Origin of the sequence: Nesterenkonia sp. DZ6 (assembly GCF_022565835.1) — a bacterium.
GTDB lineage: Bacteria > Actinomycetota > Actinomycetes > Actinomycetales > Micrococcaceae > Nesterenkonia.
In genome coordinates this window covers 191951-206792 of record NZ_JAJOYW010000001.1, presented here as the reverse complement: position 1 = coordinate 206792, position 14842 = coordinate 191951, and the positions used below count along the sequence as shown (strand labels likewise).

The window sequence follows — 14842 nt, the reverse complement described above, 5'->3', positions numbered from 1 at the left end:
ATACACTCACCGCAGATCAACTCTCGAGAATAAGGTATAGCCAAGTGACTGCAGTCAATGCTCTGATCGCCGGTTTGTTCGACAAATCCGTCAGCATCGTCGATCTCACAAATCCGCTGTCCGCCTCAACTCCTACCTTGAAGCTGCCTGAACCCTTCGTCAACCTGATCGACTTCAGCTTGGACAAGGTCGCTGAGTACGACGCACAGGGGCCGTTCTGGAAACACCACAACATTCACACTGGTGAACACGTCGGCACCCATATCGATGCCCCGGTTCACTGGGTGTCAGGACGAGGAGGTCACGATGTATCCTCTATCCCGCCTGAACGGTTGATCGGCCCTGCCGCGGTGCTGGACGTCAGGGCGCAGGTCGAAGATGACCCGGACTTCCTGCTCCAGATCAACGATATTCGTGTCTGGGAGACCGAGAATGGGCCGTTGCCACATAACGGTTGGCTGCTCCTGCGCACCGGGTGGGACCGATTCTCTCAAGATCAGGAGTCGTTCCTCAACGCCGACGACACCGGCTCACACACTCCTGGGATCTCGGCAGAGGCGGCCCTTTGGATCGCAGAGGAGACTTCGCTCTCCGGCATCGGAGTAGAAACGGTCGGAATCGATGCCGGTCGCGGTGCGGAACTGGACCCGCCATTTCCTGTCCACTATCACTTGCTGGGCAATGACAAGTATGGAATCACCTCGCTGCAGAACTTGGACAAACTTCCAACCGTAGGAGCGATGCTGGTGGTAGCTCCTTTGCCCATCGTGGACGGCACAGCGAGCCCGTCACGGGTCTACGCGCTCATCTGATCACCGTCTAGTGGTTCAAGGTCGGCGCGACTAGCCGAATGCGCAGGTGTGGCCAGACGACGTCTACAAAGGACCGTCCAGGCGAGGATCTCGCCGCGCCACCGACAGTGCTCCCGAAGTCAATGAGGCTCACTTCAAGGGCAACAGGGACGCCCCGTTCGACGAGGCACACCGGGCTTGGTGCACCGAGCTGGTATCAAGCATTCCGCGCAAGTCGGACGGTTCCTACTGCACGCGCCAGGCTGCCGCCGTCCACCCGTCCTTCGCCATGGTGGCAGTCCCAAGATTCTGAATTCTGAAGTTCAGGAGAACACCTATGGGCATCCCGCTGCGGAGATCATCTGCACGTTGGAGGGCCTCGGTGCCGCGGTCTACCGCACTGATCTCCACGGCACCGTGGTCTTCACCTTGGATGAAGACGGTTTGGAGGCGACCGCTGTTCCTTGATTCGAGCGACATCGGATGGGCTTGGGAAGCATTCGGATCTGCGCCGGGAACCTTCGCGGCGTCAGATTCGGCCGGTCTCGTGGGCCCACATGGCGACCTCGACGCGGTTTCGGGCGCCGATTTTTCGCATGAGGCTGGCGAGGTGGGCTTTGGCGGTGCTTGGGGTGATGTAAAGCTCGCTGGCGATCTCGTTGTTGGTGTGACCTTGGGCTACAGGCACGAGGACCTCCTCCTCGCGGGCGGTGAGCGGTTCTATCGGCTGCCTCGGTGGTGAGGTCTGTGCGTGCGCGAATGCTGCGAGCAGTCGGACGGTCACGCTGGGAGCGATGAGTGCGTCTCCGTCGGCGGCGGCGTGGATGGCCTGGGTCAGCAGGGCGGGTCCGGCGTCCTTGAGCAGGAACCCGCGGGCGCCGGCTTTGAGCGCCCCGTGGACATACTCGTCGAGGTCGAAGGTGGTGATGACCACGATCGGCAGGGGGTCGGTGACGTCGGGGCCGGCGAGGCGTCGAGTGGCTTCGATGCCGTCCATCAGCGGCATGCGGATGTCGAACAGGCCGACGTCGGGGCGCAGCTGGAGGGCCAGGCGGACTGCCTCGCGCCCGTCGGCGGCCGCGCCGACCACTTCGATGTCGGGTTGGGCGTCGAGCAGCATCGTCAGCCCGGTGCGCACGATCGGCTGGTCGTCGGCGATGAGGACCCTGATGCTCATCGTGGCGTCCCGGTTCGGGGCAGGACCACTTCTACCCGCCAGCCCCGCTCGGCGGCGGGGCCTGCGTGGAAGGTGCCGCCGAGCAGTGAAGCGCGTTCCCGCATGCCCACCAGGCCGAAGCCCGCTGGGGCGCGGCCGCCCGCGGCGGAGCCGTCGTCGTCGATGGTCAGCCGTACCTGGTCGGCGTCGCCTGTGATGGCGACGGTGACCTGGGTCGCGTGGCGCGCGTGCCGTCGTGCGTTGGTGATGGACTCCTGGGCCAGGCGGTAGATCGCGGCCCCGACGGCCGGGCTGAGGTCATCGAACTCGCCGGAGAGCGTCACCTTGACGCAGGGACGAGTCTGGCCATCGGTGGCGAGCTGCTCGACCTCGGCCACGCCGGGCTGCGGCGCGAACTCGGTGTCCTGTGAGGCGCGGAGCACGCCGACGATGGCGCGCAACTCGGTGAGGGTGCGGGTCGCTGCGTCTTCGATGGTAGCCAGGGCCTCGATGGCACGCTCGGGGTGGGAGGCCGCGTTGGCACGTCCTGCTTGGGCCTGGATGGTGATGCCCGAGACGTGGTGGGCGACGGTGTCGTGGAGCTCACGAGCGAGCTGTTCGCGTTCGCGGGACTTGGCTTGGTCGATGTCGCGGATGTGGATCTTCGTGCGATAGCGGATCGCGGCGCCGAGCGCGGCGGCGAACAGGAAGAACGCATACCCTGCGACCGTCTCCGCCAGGCTCATGGGGTCGGCGACGTAGGTGATGGCCAGCCAGAGCAGGATGACGCCGAGGCCGCGCGCGGCTTCCCGGCCGGAGCCCCACCGGAACAGGGCGTAGGCCAGGATCAGCACCGCCGACATGCTGTTCAGCAGGCCACCTTGAGACCCGGTGAGGATTCTGACGATGTCTACGATCGTCAACGTGCCGAAGGAGATTGCAACCGCGACGAGCGGGTGCGTGCGTCGCCACAGCAGGGGGCCGAGGACCGCGAGCACCGCGAGCAGCAGCAGCGGGAGCGGCGCCAGGTCCTGGCGAAGCACGACTTCCAACAGGGACCAGCAGATCAGTACAGCGACCAAGGCCCAGTCCCGCGGCCCTCGGTCCGGGGCATTCGCGGGTCGAGGTTCGGCCCAAAGCGAGCGAAGTGCGTTGGTGGCCATCTGATCAGCCTAGGCAGCCCGAGTGCTCGGTGCATCCGCCGAAAGTACAGGAGCTCGGCTGTACCAACGGCCAGGTCGAATCAGGCTCCGGGGCTGATGTGCCCGCCGCCGGCATCCGTGAAGGTGGAAACACCCACCCAATCTAACCAAGGAGCATCGTGATGAGAACGCCTCAATCCCACATCCCACGAGAGAATCCGCCGTCCCGGAGCAGGTTGGAAGATCTGCGCATGCCCGTGCAGGCCAAACTCGCAGCAGCATGGACGAGCTTCATGTTCCTCTACATCTACGTCGACTACCTCGCCCTGTACAAGCCCGGCGTCGTCGATGACATCCTGGCCGGCATCGTCTACGAGTTCGACATCGGCCCAACCTTTGTCGCAATTTCGCTCACGCTCATGGCGATCCCGATCCTCATGATCCTGGTTTCGACGACACTGCCTGCCCGTCTCAGCCGCACCATCAACCTCGTCGTGGCAGCGCTCTACATCCCCGTCTCGATAGTCAACGCGGCAGGGGAGTCCTGGACCTACTTCTACTTCTACGGCCTCTCCATCGGACTCGAGGTGCTGCTCCTGGTCTTCATCCTGCGTTCCGCCTGGACCTGGCCCCGCCGCACCGCATCACCGGCGACCCTGGCCGCCAGCCTCGACAGCGAGCCGCTCCGCACACCCCGGCAGGCATGACTGCCCGCCCCGCGCACGAGCTCACTAGGCGCTGCGGCGAGACCGCCGCCGTGCACTCCTTCACCTTCACGATCGCGCCCGGGACCGGCCGACGTCGGGTACCGTCACTCACTACATCAAGGCCTCACGGGTCAGCGAGTTCATTGAGATGACCGGCCTGGCCGGGGTAGCGACGACGCACGTCGGAGGGTTCTCTCTCGGCCCTCCAAGCCCAGCACGGGGATGCCCACGCCGATAGTCAGACGGCTGCCGAAGGGAATCCATGCTGGAGACCATCACCCCCGGTGATTTTCTGGGCGGTCCTGCCCCGGGCTGGGGTCGCAGCCATGCGCTCAGGTCGCGGCAGGCTAGGTCCAGGTCCCTTTTGGTCACTGCGCAATCCAGTGAAGGAGCGGTCAGGCGCCCCCGAGCCCATTGAGCAGGAACCAGAAGATGAGTAGGCCGACCATGCCCGCGAGCAAGCCCCATCCGGCACCGATGAGCGCCCGTACAGCAGTGAAGGCGCCGGTCGGCGCCAGGGCTGGCAGGGCAAGGCCACACGCCGCACCGATAACTGCCATGAGACTCGCCTGCACTGGGAGAATCCAGTTCTCAGTCCCCGGACCGTCCAGGAACAATGCCGTCACCGGGAGACTCAAGGCCCCCGCGCCGAGCAGAATGACGACACCGATGACGCGTTGGAAGGTCTTGGACATGACGTGCCTCCGAATGAAGAAGGAACTCACGAGCGTCACGCCGTTGACGCCTAGGTGGCGCCAACACTACCGTGCCGGAAGCGGCATCTCAGTGCATCACGCCCGGCCTCGGCCATTCCAGCACCCGCCGCGGTCTTTCTTGATCGAGGACAGCGACCCTTCCGTGGAAAGGTCCCAGGAGAGTCCTGACTGGTTCTCAAGGTGAGGCGGTGAGGGCGCGGCCGCTGACCCCGAGCTCTCTGGCGAACAGCTGGACACGCCGGTCGACGTCGTCTCGGACCAGGTGCATGCGCTCCAGCCTGGTGGGAACGTGGATGGGCCCGAACGCTGAGGGTGACCTATGACCTCACGGGCGACGCTGTCTACGCTTTCCTGGGCCCCGAGATGGAAGTGGGCGGTGTGGCTCGAACCGTTCCCGTGGACGGCGATGACGACCCGTGAACGGTGAACCTCGATGCAGCCAGGGTTGGTCCGATCATCGGCATAGAAATGCCTGATACGAGCAAGAGGCTGCCCATCGAGCTGCTCGGGAACCTGACCTGATGCGGCATGACCGCGAGTTTCAAGGCTGCCCGGTCCATGCGACGAGGTGCTTGACCTGACCCGCCGTGATGGGTGGCCAGGGGGTAGGTAGTCGGGTTTCAGCACGTCGGTTTCGGGGCTCATCACAATGCATGGTGTGTACCTCGACGACGAGCAGGGCTCGCATCTTCACGACCTGGTGTCGCCGACCGCTGGCCCTCGGGAGGACCCGTGCAGAATCAGCGCCACGCCGCTGAGCAGTGACACCGCGGCGGTGAGGACGAGCAGGGCACCCAGGCCCAGGCCGGGGATCACCGCACCAGCCACAGCCGGTGCTGCGACAGAGCTGAGGGCTCCTACGACCAGGCAGGCCGTGAACGCCGCGCCGGCGCGCTCGGGCACCAGCTCGGCGGTCCAAACTGCGAGCACCGCCGATCCTGTCATGTACCCCACGCCGAAGATGCACGCCGAGACCGCCGTTGCGATCAGGGAGTCGCTGGCCAACCCCAGCAACGCCAGCGCCACACCGACCGTTGCCAGGCACAACGCGGCGACCCGCACGCTGCCGATCCGCCGCGCGAAGGTCCCGGTGGCCACGCCCACCATGCCGCAGAAGCCGATGGCGGCGTAGAGCGCCGGGACGGCTGCCGCCGGAAGGGTGCCGTGCTCGAGGACGTCGGAGGCGTAGGTGAAGTAAATGACGATGACCGCGAAGTAGACCACGGAGTAGGCGCCCGGGACGCGCAGCGCCCGGACCAGCGAGGAGGCACCGCCGCGTGCGACCGGGCGCGAATCCGGCTTGGTTTTCGGCACCAGGCTGAGGTTCACGAGTGCGGCGGCCACCGCAGCCAGAGCGATGCCGACCCAGACCAGGCGCCAGGAGCCCAGCAGTGCCAGGGCGGCGAGCCCGCCCAGCAGTACGAGTCCGCCGCTGGTGCCGGTCGTGATGATCGCCAGCGCTCTGGGCTGCTGCCGCAAGGGCACCGAACGGGTCACGATGTCGGAGTAGGGCGCCCAGACCCAACCGCCGGCACTGCCAGCCAGGACGACACCGACGGCGAGCAGCCAAGGCGACGGCGCGAGTGTCACGATCACCGCCCCCAGAACGCCGCAGACCCCGCCCACGGTCGTCGGGGCACGCGACCCGTGCCGCGCGGCGAGCCGTCCCGCGAGCAGCAGGCCCGCCAGGTAGCCCGCGAAGGTTGCGCTGGCGATGAGGCCGAGCACCAGCTCGGAGAGCCCCAGGTCCTCCCGGATGCTGGGCAGCGTCAGGCCGTAGGCGTAGCGGGCCATGCCGAAGGCGACCCCGACCACCGCCGCACCGGCCAGACCGATCCGGCCACCCGCGGAGAGCGTCATGAATTACTCCTTATCCTGTGACATGCACAGGCTTCGTTGCCGGCCTCAGCGGGATCGGCATCAAGATGCGCTCAGCCCGACTGCCAATCGGTGGGCTGCGGCGCGAGAACTGACGGAGCCGCTTGTACCCTCGGCCCGAGCGTGGGGCCACATCGATGGCCCATCAGAGCCCGGGGCTGCAGCGCACGAGTCCGGCGGTGGTCGCGATCAGCTGCCATGTCGCGGAGCACCTGAGTTCGCATCGCACCTCTCCCCGAGAACCACTAGAACGGTCGTAATGTTACACCACAACGCCCGTTCTGAACCGGTGGTCCCTACACTGGTGTGATGACCACGGCCCAGCGAATCCCTGCGCGCACCCGGTTGCTGGAGGCGGCCGATCGCGTGCTGTTCGAGCGCGGCATCCGGGACACGCCTGTCGATGAGCTGCTGCGTCAAGCGGAGGTCTCGGCGGCCACCTTGTACACGCACTTCGGAAGTAAGGATGCCTTGGTTGCCGAGGCGCTGAGGGTTCGACTGGCGGACTGGCGGGCGGTCTGGGACCAGTACATCGTTGCGGCCGACAATGACCTGGATCGGTTGCTCGCGGTCTTCGACGCCCTCGCCTCCTACCGGGGGGACCGGCGTCATCCGTCACGGTGGTGCGCCTTCCTGGCCGCGGCCAGCGAGCTCCCCGAGGCCGCGGAGGAGATCAGCGACGTGCTGGCCGGGGACACCGCCCTGCTCGCCGACCGACTCCTGCACCTGTCTCGTCCGCTTGCCGGGGGACATGCTCAGGACCTGGCCGATGAAGTGCTCCTGGCCTACAGCGGGGCCCTGGCCGGATTCCTCCGCGGCTCCCCCCGGTCACCGATTGATGTCGGCCGCCGTCTGGCCCACGCAGCAGCTCGAGCCCACAGCCGCGACTGAGGCTCTCAGCTGCGGCCTGCGGCACCGGGCAGTCCCGGGAGACAGGACGGCCGTCCACGGAGGTGAACCAGCTCATCACAGGTGAGGATGCAGTCGGGAGCCGCGCGTCGGACGAGCTCTGCCTGGAGGCCGTTGGGCAGCGTATCGAACCTGACCATACGGTACTGGCCTGCCGGATCGTGGATCCGGATCAGTGGTGCCGTCGCTGCGGAAGTGAGGGGACACCCCGGAAGACGGTGGTGCGGCGGTTGGCGCACGAGCCACTGGGCTGGCGTCCCATGAGGTTGGAGATCGGCTCTTAGAGTCTTTCTGAAAGCATCCGGAGTCTATTTCGGTCCGCAACTATAGCGGTCCATCACCTCGCACGAGTAGGGTTTGCAAGCGGCGCTCATCGGGCAATTACACCCTCCCGAAAGAAGAGTCATGAGCAGCGGGATGATGGTCGGCAAGACCGCGCTGGTCACAGGGGCAACGGCTGGAATCGTCAAGGCGACCGCAGTGGGTCGGGCCAGAATGGGTGCGCATCTCGCGATCACCGGACGGGACCACGGGCGCACCGAGAGTCCGGCGTGCGAGATCCGGGTGGCAGGTAGGGAAACGGTCGATACCTTGCTCGCGGATCTGTCTTCGCAGCGAGAAGTGCGGTGCTTGGCTGAGGAAGTACTCCAGAGCCCTTCTCGGAATGGTGTGCTGATCAACAATGTCGGCGGTTATCGGGACACTCGGGATGTCACCGTTGACGGGTTCGCGCACACCACAGGGCCTATCGGCTTCAACGGCCTGCAGTGCGAACGGTCCTACTCCGGATCGCGGGCCTACAGTCAATCCAAGCTCGCCGAGTTCCTGTTCACCTATGAGTCGGCCAGGAAGCTGCAAGGCACGTTGGTCACTGCCAACGCACTGCATCCCGGCGTGGCGAGCACGTCCGCCACATCGATCTATGTGGCTTCGGTTCCCGATCTTGAGCCGGTCACGAGCCGCTTCTTCGCCCACCGCAAACCCAAGAGATCATCACAGCCCAGCTACGACGAAGCCACCGCCGATCAGCTAGGGAGGGTGAGTGCCAATTTGGTCGGATTGCCACAGTGATTGCCCCAGTATCAGCGTTAGGAAAACATCATGTCATCTCAAAAAGACCACGCCACGACGGGCGGCGCACCACACGGTTCGCACAGGGAAGAGGTCTTGATGCAAGCCATCGTGCAGAACGGGTACGGCTCCACCAACGTCTTCAACCTCGCGAAGATCCCCCGCCCCAAGATCGCCGAGAATGAAGTGCTTGTGCGCGTCCGCGCAGCGGGCCTCGACCGCGGAACCTGGCACATGATGGCTGGCCGACCTTATCTGATGCGGGTCATCGGCTTCGGCTTCCGCAGACCGAAGAACCCGGTGCCGGGAATCGACGTCGCCGGAACGGTCGCCGAAGTCGGTTCCGCTGTGACCAAGTTCGCCGTCGGTGAGCCGGTGTACGGGATGTCCCGAGGCTCCTTCGCCGAGTACGCTCCGGTTTTAGAGGCCAAGTTGGCCGACAAACCGGCGAACCTCACCTTCGAGCAGGCCGCGGTCGTCCCCATCTCGGCCGGTACCGCCCTCCAGGCGCTGTGTGACTCAGGCCATGTGGAGCAGGGGCAGAAGGTGCTGGTACTCGGTGCCTCCGGCGGTGTCGGCAGTTTTGCCGTGCAATTGGCGAAGGCACTGGGCGCGGAGGTGACAGGCGTCTGCAGCCCCGGAAAGCAGGACTTCGTGCGATCCCTCGGCGCGGACCACGTCATCGACTACACCCGGGACGACTTCGTGGACGGTTCACACCGCTACGACCTGATCCTCGACATCGGAGGCAATCCCACTCTCGCCCGATTGCGGCGCGCACTGGCTCCTACGGGGACAGCCGTCGTCGTCGGCGGTGAGGAAGGCGGTGACTGGACCGGTGGGTTGGGGAGAAGTCTGCGGGCGCCGCTGCTGTCCCGGTTCGTGAGCCAGCGACTCACGATGCTCGCCTCCAAGGAACGCGGAAGCGACCTGGACCGGCTTTCCGGACACTTCCAGAGTGGGACGGTCACGCCGAGTCTGGACCGGACCTTTTCACTGGCGGAGGTTCCAGAGGCGATACGGTACCTTGCAGCCGGAGACGTGCGCGGCAAGGTCGCGATTACCGTTTCCACCGAAGAAGGACGCTCATGATCACTTCCGGCACAGAACAGAAGCGAGCGATATCGGCAGCTACGAATCATGATCGGGTCTCTCGCACAGCTGGGGCAGGTGCAGTTGCGCGCCGCAGGACCTCGACCTCGTGTTCCAGAAGCGGGGTTCGTTTGCGGGCTTCGCCCAGCTCGGCTGCTTCGCCGCCGGTCTGACCGGGCTTGGCGCCGGACTGAGTCTCGGCCCGGTTCAACCATGTCTGCATCGTCATGGGATGAACGCCGAAGTCTTTGGCGATCCGATCGACCGTGACTCGGGTCTCACTCTTGCTGGCCAGGCGGACAACGTCGTCGAGCAGGTCAGCAGGAAACGGCCCCGGCACGCTGACACCCTTCCAGGCCGCCCGCAGGCAAGCCAGATCAAGATGGCACCTATCGGTGCGGCAGACCCACCCGATCTTGGGGTGTTCAGAACGCATGCTGCGACACAGGTCGATCCGGGTACCGTCGGGCGAGTACATGTCCTGCCCATTTCGGGCTCGATCGTCAAGAACGAAGCATTGCGTTCAAGGGCTGTTGATCTCGAGTCCTCGCCAGCTTCTGAGGTTGCCAGTTTCGCTCACAATCCGCCTTCGTCGGGACTTAGCAGTCAAACGCATTGACGGAGACCGATCTACCCGCGGTGCTCTCGGTGCTAGACGTGTCGGGACTCCTGGCACGACGCGCAATCATCTTAGGTTACCGATTTTTGGACGACCGATTAGGTGATTGGCCTCTCAGTGACGCCGGCATATGTAATCAATTTCCTTGACTTCTCCGGGCGAAAGGGAGCGCTCACCTTGCCATGTTTCCTGTGGAACCCCTCACGACGAGCTCGGTCGCGAAGCGTTTCTCGGCCACCGCAGCGTTGGGGTCCTCGATGCGGGCGAGGAGAATCTCTAGCGACAGTCTTGCCATGTCATCGATGGGTTGGCGGACTGTCGTGAGGTCGAGCACTCTCCATGCAGACATCGGGATGTCGTCGTAGCCCGTGACCCAGAGATCTTCGGGCACACGCATCCCACGTTCCATCGCGGCGTCGATCACGCCGAAAGCGATGATGTCCGTGGTGCAGAAGATCGCTTGGGGTGGATCATTCGCGAGCAACACTCTTCCGGCGTCGAGACCCGCTTGATGGGTGAACGCCGTCTCTGGGATATGGGTAGGAGGGATGTGGATCCCCGCATCGTGAAATACGTCCAGGAACCCTTTGCGCCGCTCGCGTCCGGTGCTGACCCATGGGCCACCGCCCACAACGGCGACACGAGTGCGGTCGTGGGCGAGGAAGTAGGTCGCGACGGCGGCGCCACCGCCGACGTTGTCGCCAGTCACCTGATCACTCGTGATGTTCTCAAGGCTGCGGTTGACAAGCACGACGGGTAAGCCAAGCTCAAGGGCTGTGGGCAACGCCTGTGAATCACGCGTTGCGGTCGTGAAGATCAGCCCGTCGATGAGCTTCGAACGGATCGCCTCAATCGCGGCCTGCTCGCTGTTCTCACCGTCGGATACCCAAAAATTGATGCGGAGATCAGCTCGGGCTATCTCCCTGGCCAGCGCATACATCATCACGGGGTACCAGGGGTTCGTGAACTCGCCGACGATGACCCCGATCACACCCGACCGCTGGGTGCGCATGGCACGCGCCTGTGCGTTGGGGACATATCCGTACTTCGCCATGGCTTCCTCGACACGGCGGCGGTTCTTTTCGCTGACTCGCGCCGAGCCCTGCACCACGCGTGAGACGGTCGCCTGGGACACTCCCGCGGCTTGCGCGATTTCCCTGCCCGTAAGCATCGACATTCCTCCTCCGCGCCGCAGCGTGCGTCACCGTATTCACCTTCTCACGTACGGCGCGAAGAAGAACATCTGGGATCAAGCGGGTTGCCGGAGGGTCGATCGGATACTCGGTCGCCCTCCGGCAGCGTCGCCTAGGCGGCTTCCCCCTCAAGGAACTTAGCGACGAACGCGGTGTTGAAGTCACCGCTGCGAAAGACCTCGCTGTTCAGGATGTCTCTCTGGAATCCAGCGGTGGTAGTCACGCCTTCGATCTGCATCTCATCGAGAGCGCGCAATGCCCGAGAGATCGCCTCATCTCGGTCATTGCCCCAGATGATCAGTTTGCCTACCATCGAATCGTAGAACGGGGGAATCACGTATCCGGCCTCGATATGGGTGTCGAGACGAACGCCGAATCCACCGGGGGCACGGAAAGATTCGATGCGGCCAGGCTTCGGCGCGAAACCTTGAGCGGGATCCTCGGCGTTGATGCGGCACTCGATCGCGTGACCGCGGATGATGATGTCGTCCTGGGTGAGGGGCAACGGATTACCCGCTGCGATCTCAAGCTGGAGCTTGATCAGGTCAATGCCGGTGACCATCTCGGAGACCGGGTGCTCGACCTGGATGCGCGTATTCATCTCGATGAAGTAGTACCTTCGCTCGAGGTTGTCGAACACGAACTCCACTGTTCCGGCGTTGCGATACCCGACTTCCTGACACAGAGCGACAGCGGCCTCCGCCAGACTCGCTCTCAGCTCACTGTCGAGGACGGGGGAGGGCGACTCCTCCACGAGCTTCTGGTTGCGGCGCTGGGCGGTGCAGTCACGTTCACCGAGGTGCACAGTCGACTCACCGTCGGACACGACCTGGATCTCAATGTGACGAATGTCAGTGAGATACCGCTCAAGGTAAACGGACGGGTCGCCGAAAGCCGTCTCCGCCTCTGACATGATCTCGGCGAGATCGCGTTCAAGCGTCTCTCCCGATTCGACAACGCGCATACCTCTGCCTCCACCGCCAGCGGAGGCCTTGATAAGCAGGGGGTATCCGACCTCGCTGGCCACAGCAACCGCCTCAGCGTGCTGAGCGATCGCGCCGTCGGATCCAGGGACCGTGGGAACACCCGCACGGCGCGCGATCTTCTTGGCCTGGATCTTGTCACCCATATTCCGAATGACGCTTGAGGCGGGGCCTACGAAGCCGACCCCTTCGGTCTCGCACATCTCCGCGAAATCTGCATTCTCGGCCAGGAATCCGTAGCCGGGATGGATCGCGTCGACTTTGAAGGCGAGTGCGGCGCTGATGATCGCGCGCGGATCCTGGTAGCTCTTGGAGGCGTTCGCCGGACCGATGCATACCGCTCGGTCGGCTAGCTTCACGGGCAGAGAGCCTCTGTCTGCCTCGGAATAGGCCAGAACACTGGTGATCCCCAGTTCTTTGCAGGCACGGACGATGCGAAGCGCGATCTCCCCGCGGTTGGCGATCAGGACGCTGTTGAGCTGCTTAGCTGTCACGTTTGATCACCATCAGCGGCTGACCGAACTCCACTGCCTCATTGTTCTCCACGAGGATCTCGGTCACGACACCGTCGACCTTGGCCTCCACGTTGTTCATAAGCTTCATGACTTCGAGGATGCACAGGACGGAGTCGGCTGAGACCCGGTCACCCACATTCACGAAAGCGGGGGCACCGGGGTTCGGTGCGGAGTAGAACGTACCCACCATAGGCGCCGCGATGGTGACTTCGTCCTCTGCGGCCGCAGCTGGTGCACCGGCCGCCAAGGATGCCGCACCGTTCGCCGGCACCGAGGCGGGAGTCGGAGCTGTCGCTTCTGGAGGCTGCGCAGCGGTTGTGGGGGACTGTTCGGGCGTTGGGGACGGCGCTGGGGCCGCGGCGGGGACTCCGGAAGGGGCGTGCCCATTGCGAGATACGAAGAGCTCGACGTCGCCGTACTTGATGGAGAGCTCACGCACGTCGGGGGTGGTGTTCACCCAGTCGACCAGGGACTTGAGCTCGCGAATGTCAGGCTGGTTCAGCGCCATGATTAGTTCTCTCCCTTAAGGATGTTGATCTGGAGGTCCCCGGCGGTCAGTGAGTTGATGCCGGGTTGGCCGTTTTCGTGGAGCGACTTCACGATTCCGAGCAAAGGCGCCGGGATTTCGTCGGGGTTGCCGCCTGCTGCCACCGTCTTCTTCATCTCATCGACTTGACCACCTGCAAACATCGCACGCAGCAGGTGAAACTCGATGGATTCGTCGGGGTATTGCGTGGCGATCTTGTCGAGCATGGGCTCCGGCTCGGATGGATCGAGGGGGATATCAGATGCCCCATTGTCGATGATCTTCTGACGCAGTTCAGGATCAATGTCGGCGAGAAGGTCACCGTAGTATCCGAGTGCGTACTTTTTGATCTCATTGGGCACCATTTTGTACCGTTCACCGGTTGAGACGTTCATGGCTGCCTGAGTGCCGACGAACTGGGCGAACGGAGTGATCATGATCGGGTATGCAAGCTCGGCTCGTACACGCGCGATCTCGAGTAGCAGCTCTTCGTAGCGATCTCCGAGACCCGCGGTTGCGAGCTGAGATCGGAAGTTCGATAGCATCCCTCCCGGAGTCTGGTGCATGAAGTGCATCCCGTTGTACTCCACCGGCTCGCCAAGGGGCTTGTCCTCTGTGTCAGCGATCAACCGGATCCGGTCACTGATCTGGTCAATTTTCTCGTCGTCGAGATTGACCGTGTAACCCAGCGCCCGCAGATCGCGAATGACGTTCTGGACGGAGGGCTGAGCATTTCCAGCTGCCAGGGGGGCAACTGACAGGTGCAGCGAGTCGGCTCCGGCCTCTGCAGACTCGAGACAGACTAGTGGAGCGAGGCCTGTAAGCGAATGTGTGTGGACTTCGAGCGGACGATCGCCGATGACTGCCTTGAGCGCCGGAACGAGGGTGCGAATGCGTTCAGGAGTGAGCAGACCACCCGCGTCCTTGAGCATGATCCGGTCGACGTCCGCTTTCTCGATGAGCTCCTGCGCTTTGGACACGAAGAGCTCGTCGGTGTGGACGGGGCTCTCGCTGAACGAAACCGCACCGAAAGTCTCAGCTCCGAGTTCTTTTGCTCGGCGCAGCCCGGGCGCGATGTTGTCGATGTCATTGAGTCCGTCAAAAGAGCCAATCACGCGGAAACCGTTGGCATATAGGCGCTCAATCCAGGCCATGATGACGTCATCAGGGAGGAAGTCGAAAGCTGCGATGTTGCGTGAGCGTATGAGCGCCCGGAACTTAGTGTTCGGAGCGAGCTCATGAGCCCTTCGCACGCGCTCCCACGGGTCTTCCTTGAGGTATCGCACCGCCACGTCGAACTGGATCGGCGCTACAAGATCGACGTGCTCATAACCAACTGTGTCGAACTCGGGTGCCAGCTGTTCGATGTGGTCGGTTCGCATCCGGGTGGCCCAGAGGCTCTGGTGGCCGTCACGCAAAGTGGTGTCGATGATCTTGATCTCGCGACGGCTATTGGCGGGCCGCCCACCGCGACTCATCACGGAGGCAATGGTTTCCGTATCGTTCGTCAATTCTGACCTCGCTTATTGGCGCCACCTGCGTCG

14 protein-coding genes and 1 pseudogene are annotated in these 14842 nt (G+C 63.9%); 6 read left to right on the top strand and 9 right to left on the bottom strand.

Annotated features, from left to right (window positions below):
• Positions 1-44 precede the first annotated feature (44 nt).
• On the top strand, positions 45-812 hold the full coding sequence (locus tag LTH93_RS00990; protein WP_241464594.1) for a cyclase family protein: 768 nt from the start codon (positions 45-47) through the stop codon (positions 810-812).
• Positions 813-1320: 508 nt separating this feature from the next.
• Here the strand turns inward: LTH93_RS00990 and LTH93_RS00985 are convergent.
• Together LTH93_RS00985 and LTH93_RS00980 are read right to left on the bottom strand one after the other, a co-directional pair.
• Positions 1321-1968: a response regulator gene (locus LTH93_RS00985; RefSeq protein WP_241469614.1), complete on the bottom strand. Its 648-nt coding sequence runs from the start codon at positions 1966-1968 to the stop codon at positions 1321-1323.
• Positions 1965-3110, bottom strand: coding sequence for a sensor histidine kinase (locus LTH93_RS00980; protein WP_241469612.1), 1146 nt, complete (start codon positions 3108-3110; stop codon positions 1965-1967). Before LTH93_RS00980 ends, LTH93_RS00985 begins: the two co-directional genes overlap by 4 nt.
• A 230-nt stretch (positions 3111-3340) precedes the next feature.
• On the opposite strand from LTH93_RS00980, the gene LTH93_RS00975 reads away from it, so the two are divergent.
• On the top strand, positions 3341-3796 hold the full coding sequence (locus LTH93_RS00975) for a DUF6326 family protein (RefSeq protein WP_241464597.1): 456 nt from the start codon (positions 3341-3343) through the stop codon (positions 3794-3796).
• Positions 3797-4191: 395 nt separating this feature from the next.
• On the opposite strand, the gene LTH93_RS00970 is transcribed toward LTH93_RS00975, so the two are convergent.
• Positions 4192-4491 (bottom strand): hypothetical protein, encoded by a 300-nt coding sequence (locus LTH93_RS00970; RefSeq protein ID WP_241469610.1) that lies wholly within the window; start codon positions 4489-4491, stop codon positions 4192-4194.
• A 711-nt stretch (positions 4492-5202) separates the two neighbouring features.
• Complete coding sequence (locus tag LTH93_RS00965; RefSeq protein ID WP_241469607.1) at positions 5203-6372, bottom strand: MFS transporter; 1170 nt, start codon at positions 6370-6372, stop codon at positions 5203-5205.
• A 327-nt stretch (positions 6373-6699) separates the two neighbouring features.
• Between LTH93_RS00965 and LTH93_RS00960 the strand changes: the two genes are divergently transcribed.
• From LTH93_RS00960 to LTH93_RS00945, 4 genes and pseudogenes are all read left to right on the top strand, one after another.
• The gene (locus LTH93_RS00960) at positions 6700-7281 is read left to right on the top strand and encodes a TetR/AcrR family transcriptional regulator (RefSeq protein ID WP_241464600.1); all 582 of its coding nucleotides are present in this window, start codon (positions 6700-6702) and stop codon (positions 7279-7281) included.
• A 62-nt stretch (positions 7282-7343) separates the two neighbouring features.
• A pseudogene (locus LTH93_RS00955) lies at positions 7344-7574 on the top strand (hypothetical protein); the annotation flags it as partial.
• A 130-nt stretch (positions 7575-7704) separates the two neighbouring features.
• Entirely contained in the window at positions 7705-8370 is a 666-nt protein-coding gene (locus LTH93_RS00950; RefSeq protein WP_241469605.1) for an SDR family NAD(P)-dependent oxidoreductase, read from the top strand.
• Between the two features lie 30 nt (positions 8371-8400).
• On the top strand, positions 8401-9462 hold the full coding sequence (locus tag LTH93_RS00945) for an NAD(P)-dependent alcohol dehydrogenase (RefSeq protein ID WP_241469603.1): 1062 nt from the start codon (positions 8401-8403) through the stop codon (positions 9460-9462).
• Positions 9463-9508: 46 nt separating this feature from the next.
• On the opposite strand, the gene LTH93_RS00940 is transcribed toward LTH93_RS00945, so the two are convergent.
• From LTH93_RS00940 to LTH93_RS00920, 5 genes are all read right to left on the bottom strand, one after another.
• Entirely contained in the window at positions 9509-9940 is a 432-nt protein-coding gene (locus LTH93_RS00940; RefSeq protein ID WP_241469601.1) for a hypothetical protein, read from the bottom strand.
• Between the two features lie 313 nt (positions 9941-10253).
• Entirely contained in the window at positions 10254-11258 is a 1005-nt protein-coding gene (locus tag LTH93_RS00935) for a LacI family DNA-binding transcriptional regulator (protein WP_241469599.1), read from the bottom strand.
• Between the two features lie 128 nt (positions 11259-11386).
• A complete protein-coding gene (gene accC / locus LTH93_RS00930) occupies positions 11387-12751 on the bottom strand; it encodes an acetyl-CoA carboxylase biotin carboxylase subunit (RefSeq protein WP_241469597.1) in 1365 nt (454 codons plus the stop codon).
• Complete coding sequence (accB, locus tag LTH93_RS00925) at positions 12741-13280, bottom strand: acetyl-CoA carboxylase biotin carboxyl carrier protein (RefSeq protein WP_241469590.1); 540 nt, start codon at positions 13278-13280, stop codon at positions 12741-12743. Before accB ends, accC begins: the two co-directional genes overlap by 11 nt.
• A gap of 2 nt (positions 13281-13282) precedes the next feature.
• Positions 13283-14809 carry a pyruvate carboxylase subunit B gene (locus tag LTH93_RS00920; protein ID WP_241469589.1) on the bottom strand — a complete coding sequence of 509 codons (1527 nt, stop codon included), beginning with the start codon at positions 14807-14809 and terminating at the stop codon, positions 13283-13285.
• Positions 14810-14842 lie beyond the last annotated feature (33 nt).

Excerpts from the sequence above, each read along its gene's own strand:
- LTH93_RS00985 (WP_241469614.1), bottom strand. The coding sequence starts at position 1,968 with ATGAGCATCAGGGTCCTCATCGCCGACGACCAGCCGATCGTGCGCACC.
- LTH93_RS00980 (WP_241469612.1), bottom strand. The coding sequence starts at position 3,110 with ATGGCCACCAACGCACTTCGCTCGCTTTGGGCCGAACCTCGACCCGCG.
- LTH93_RS00975 (WP_241464597.1), top strand. The coding sequence starts at position 3,341 with ATGCCCGTGCAGGCCAAACTCGCAGCAGCATGGACGAGCTTCATGTTC.
- LTH93_RS00970 (WP_241469610.1), bottom strand. The coding sequence starts at position 4,491 with ATGTCCAAGACCTTCCAACGCGTCATCGGTGTCGTCATTCTGCTCGGC.
- LTH93_RS00965 (WP_241469607.1), bottom strand. The coding sequence starts at position 6,372 with ATGACGCTCTCCGCGGGTGGCCGGATCGGTCTGGCCGGTGCGGCGGTG.
- LTH93_RS00960 (WP_241464600.1), top strand. The coding sequence starts at position 6,700 with ATGACCACGGCCCAGCGAATCCCTGCGCGCACCCGGTTGCTGGAGGCG.
- LTH93_RS00950 (WP_241469605.1), top strand. The coding sequence starts at position 7,705 with ATGAGCAGCGGGATGATGGTCGGCAAGACCGCGCTGGTCACAGGGGCA.
- LTH93_RS00945 (WP_241469603.1), top strand. The coding sequence starts at position 8,401 with ATGTCATCTCAAAAAGACCACGCCACGACGGGCGGCGCACCACACGGT.
- LTH93_RS00940 (WP_241469601.1), bottom strand. The coding sequence starts at position 9,940 with ATGTACTCGCCCGACGGTACCCGGATCGACCTGTGTCGCAGCATGCGT.
- LTH93_RS00935 (WP_241469599.1), bottom strand. The coding sequence starts at position 11,258 with ATGTCGATGCTTACGGGCAGGGAAATCGCGCAAGCCGCGGGAGTGTCC.
- accB (WP_241469590.1), bottom strand. The coding sequence starts at position 13,280 with ATGGCGCTGAACCAGCCTGACATTCGCGAGCTCAAGTCCCTGGTCGAC.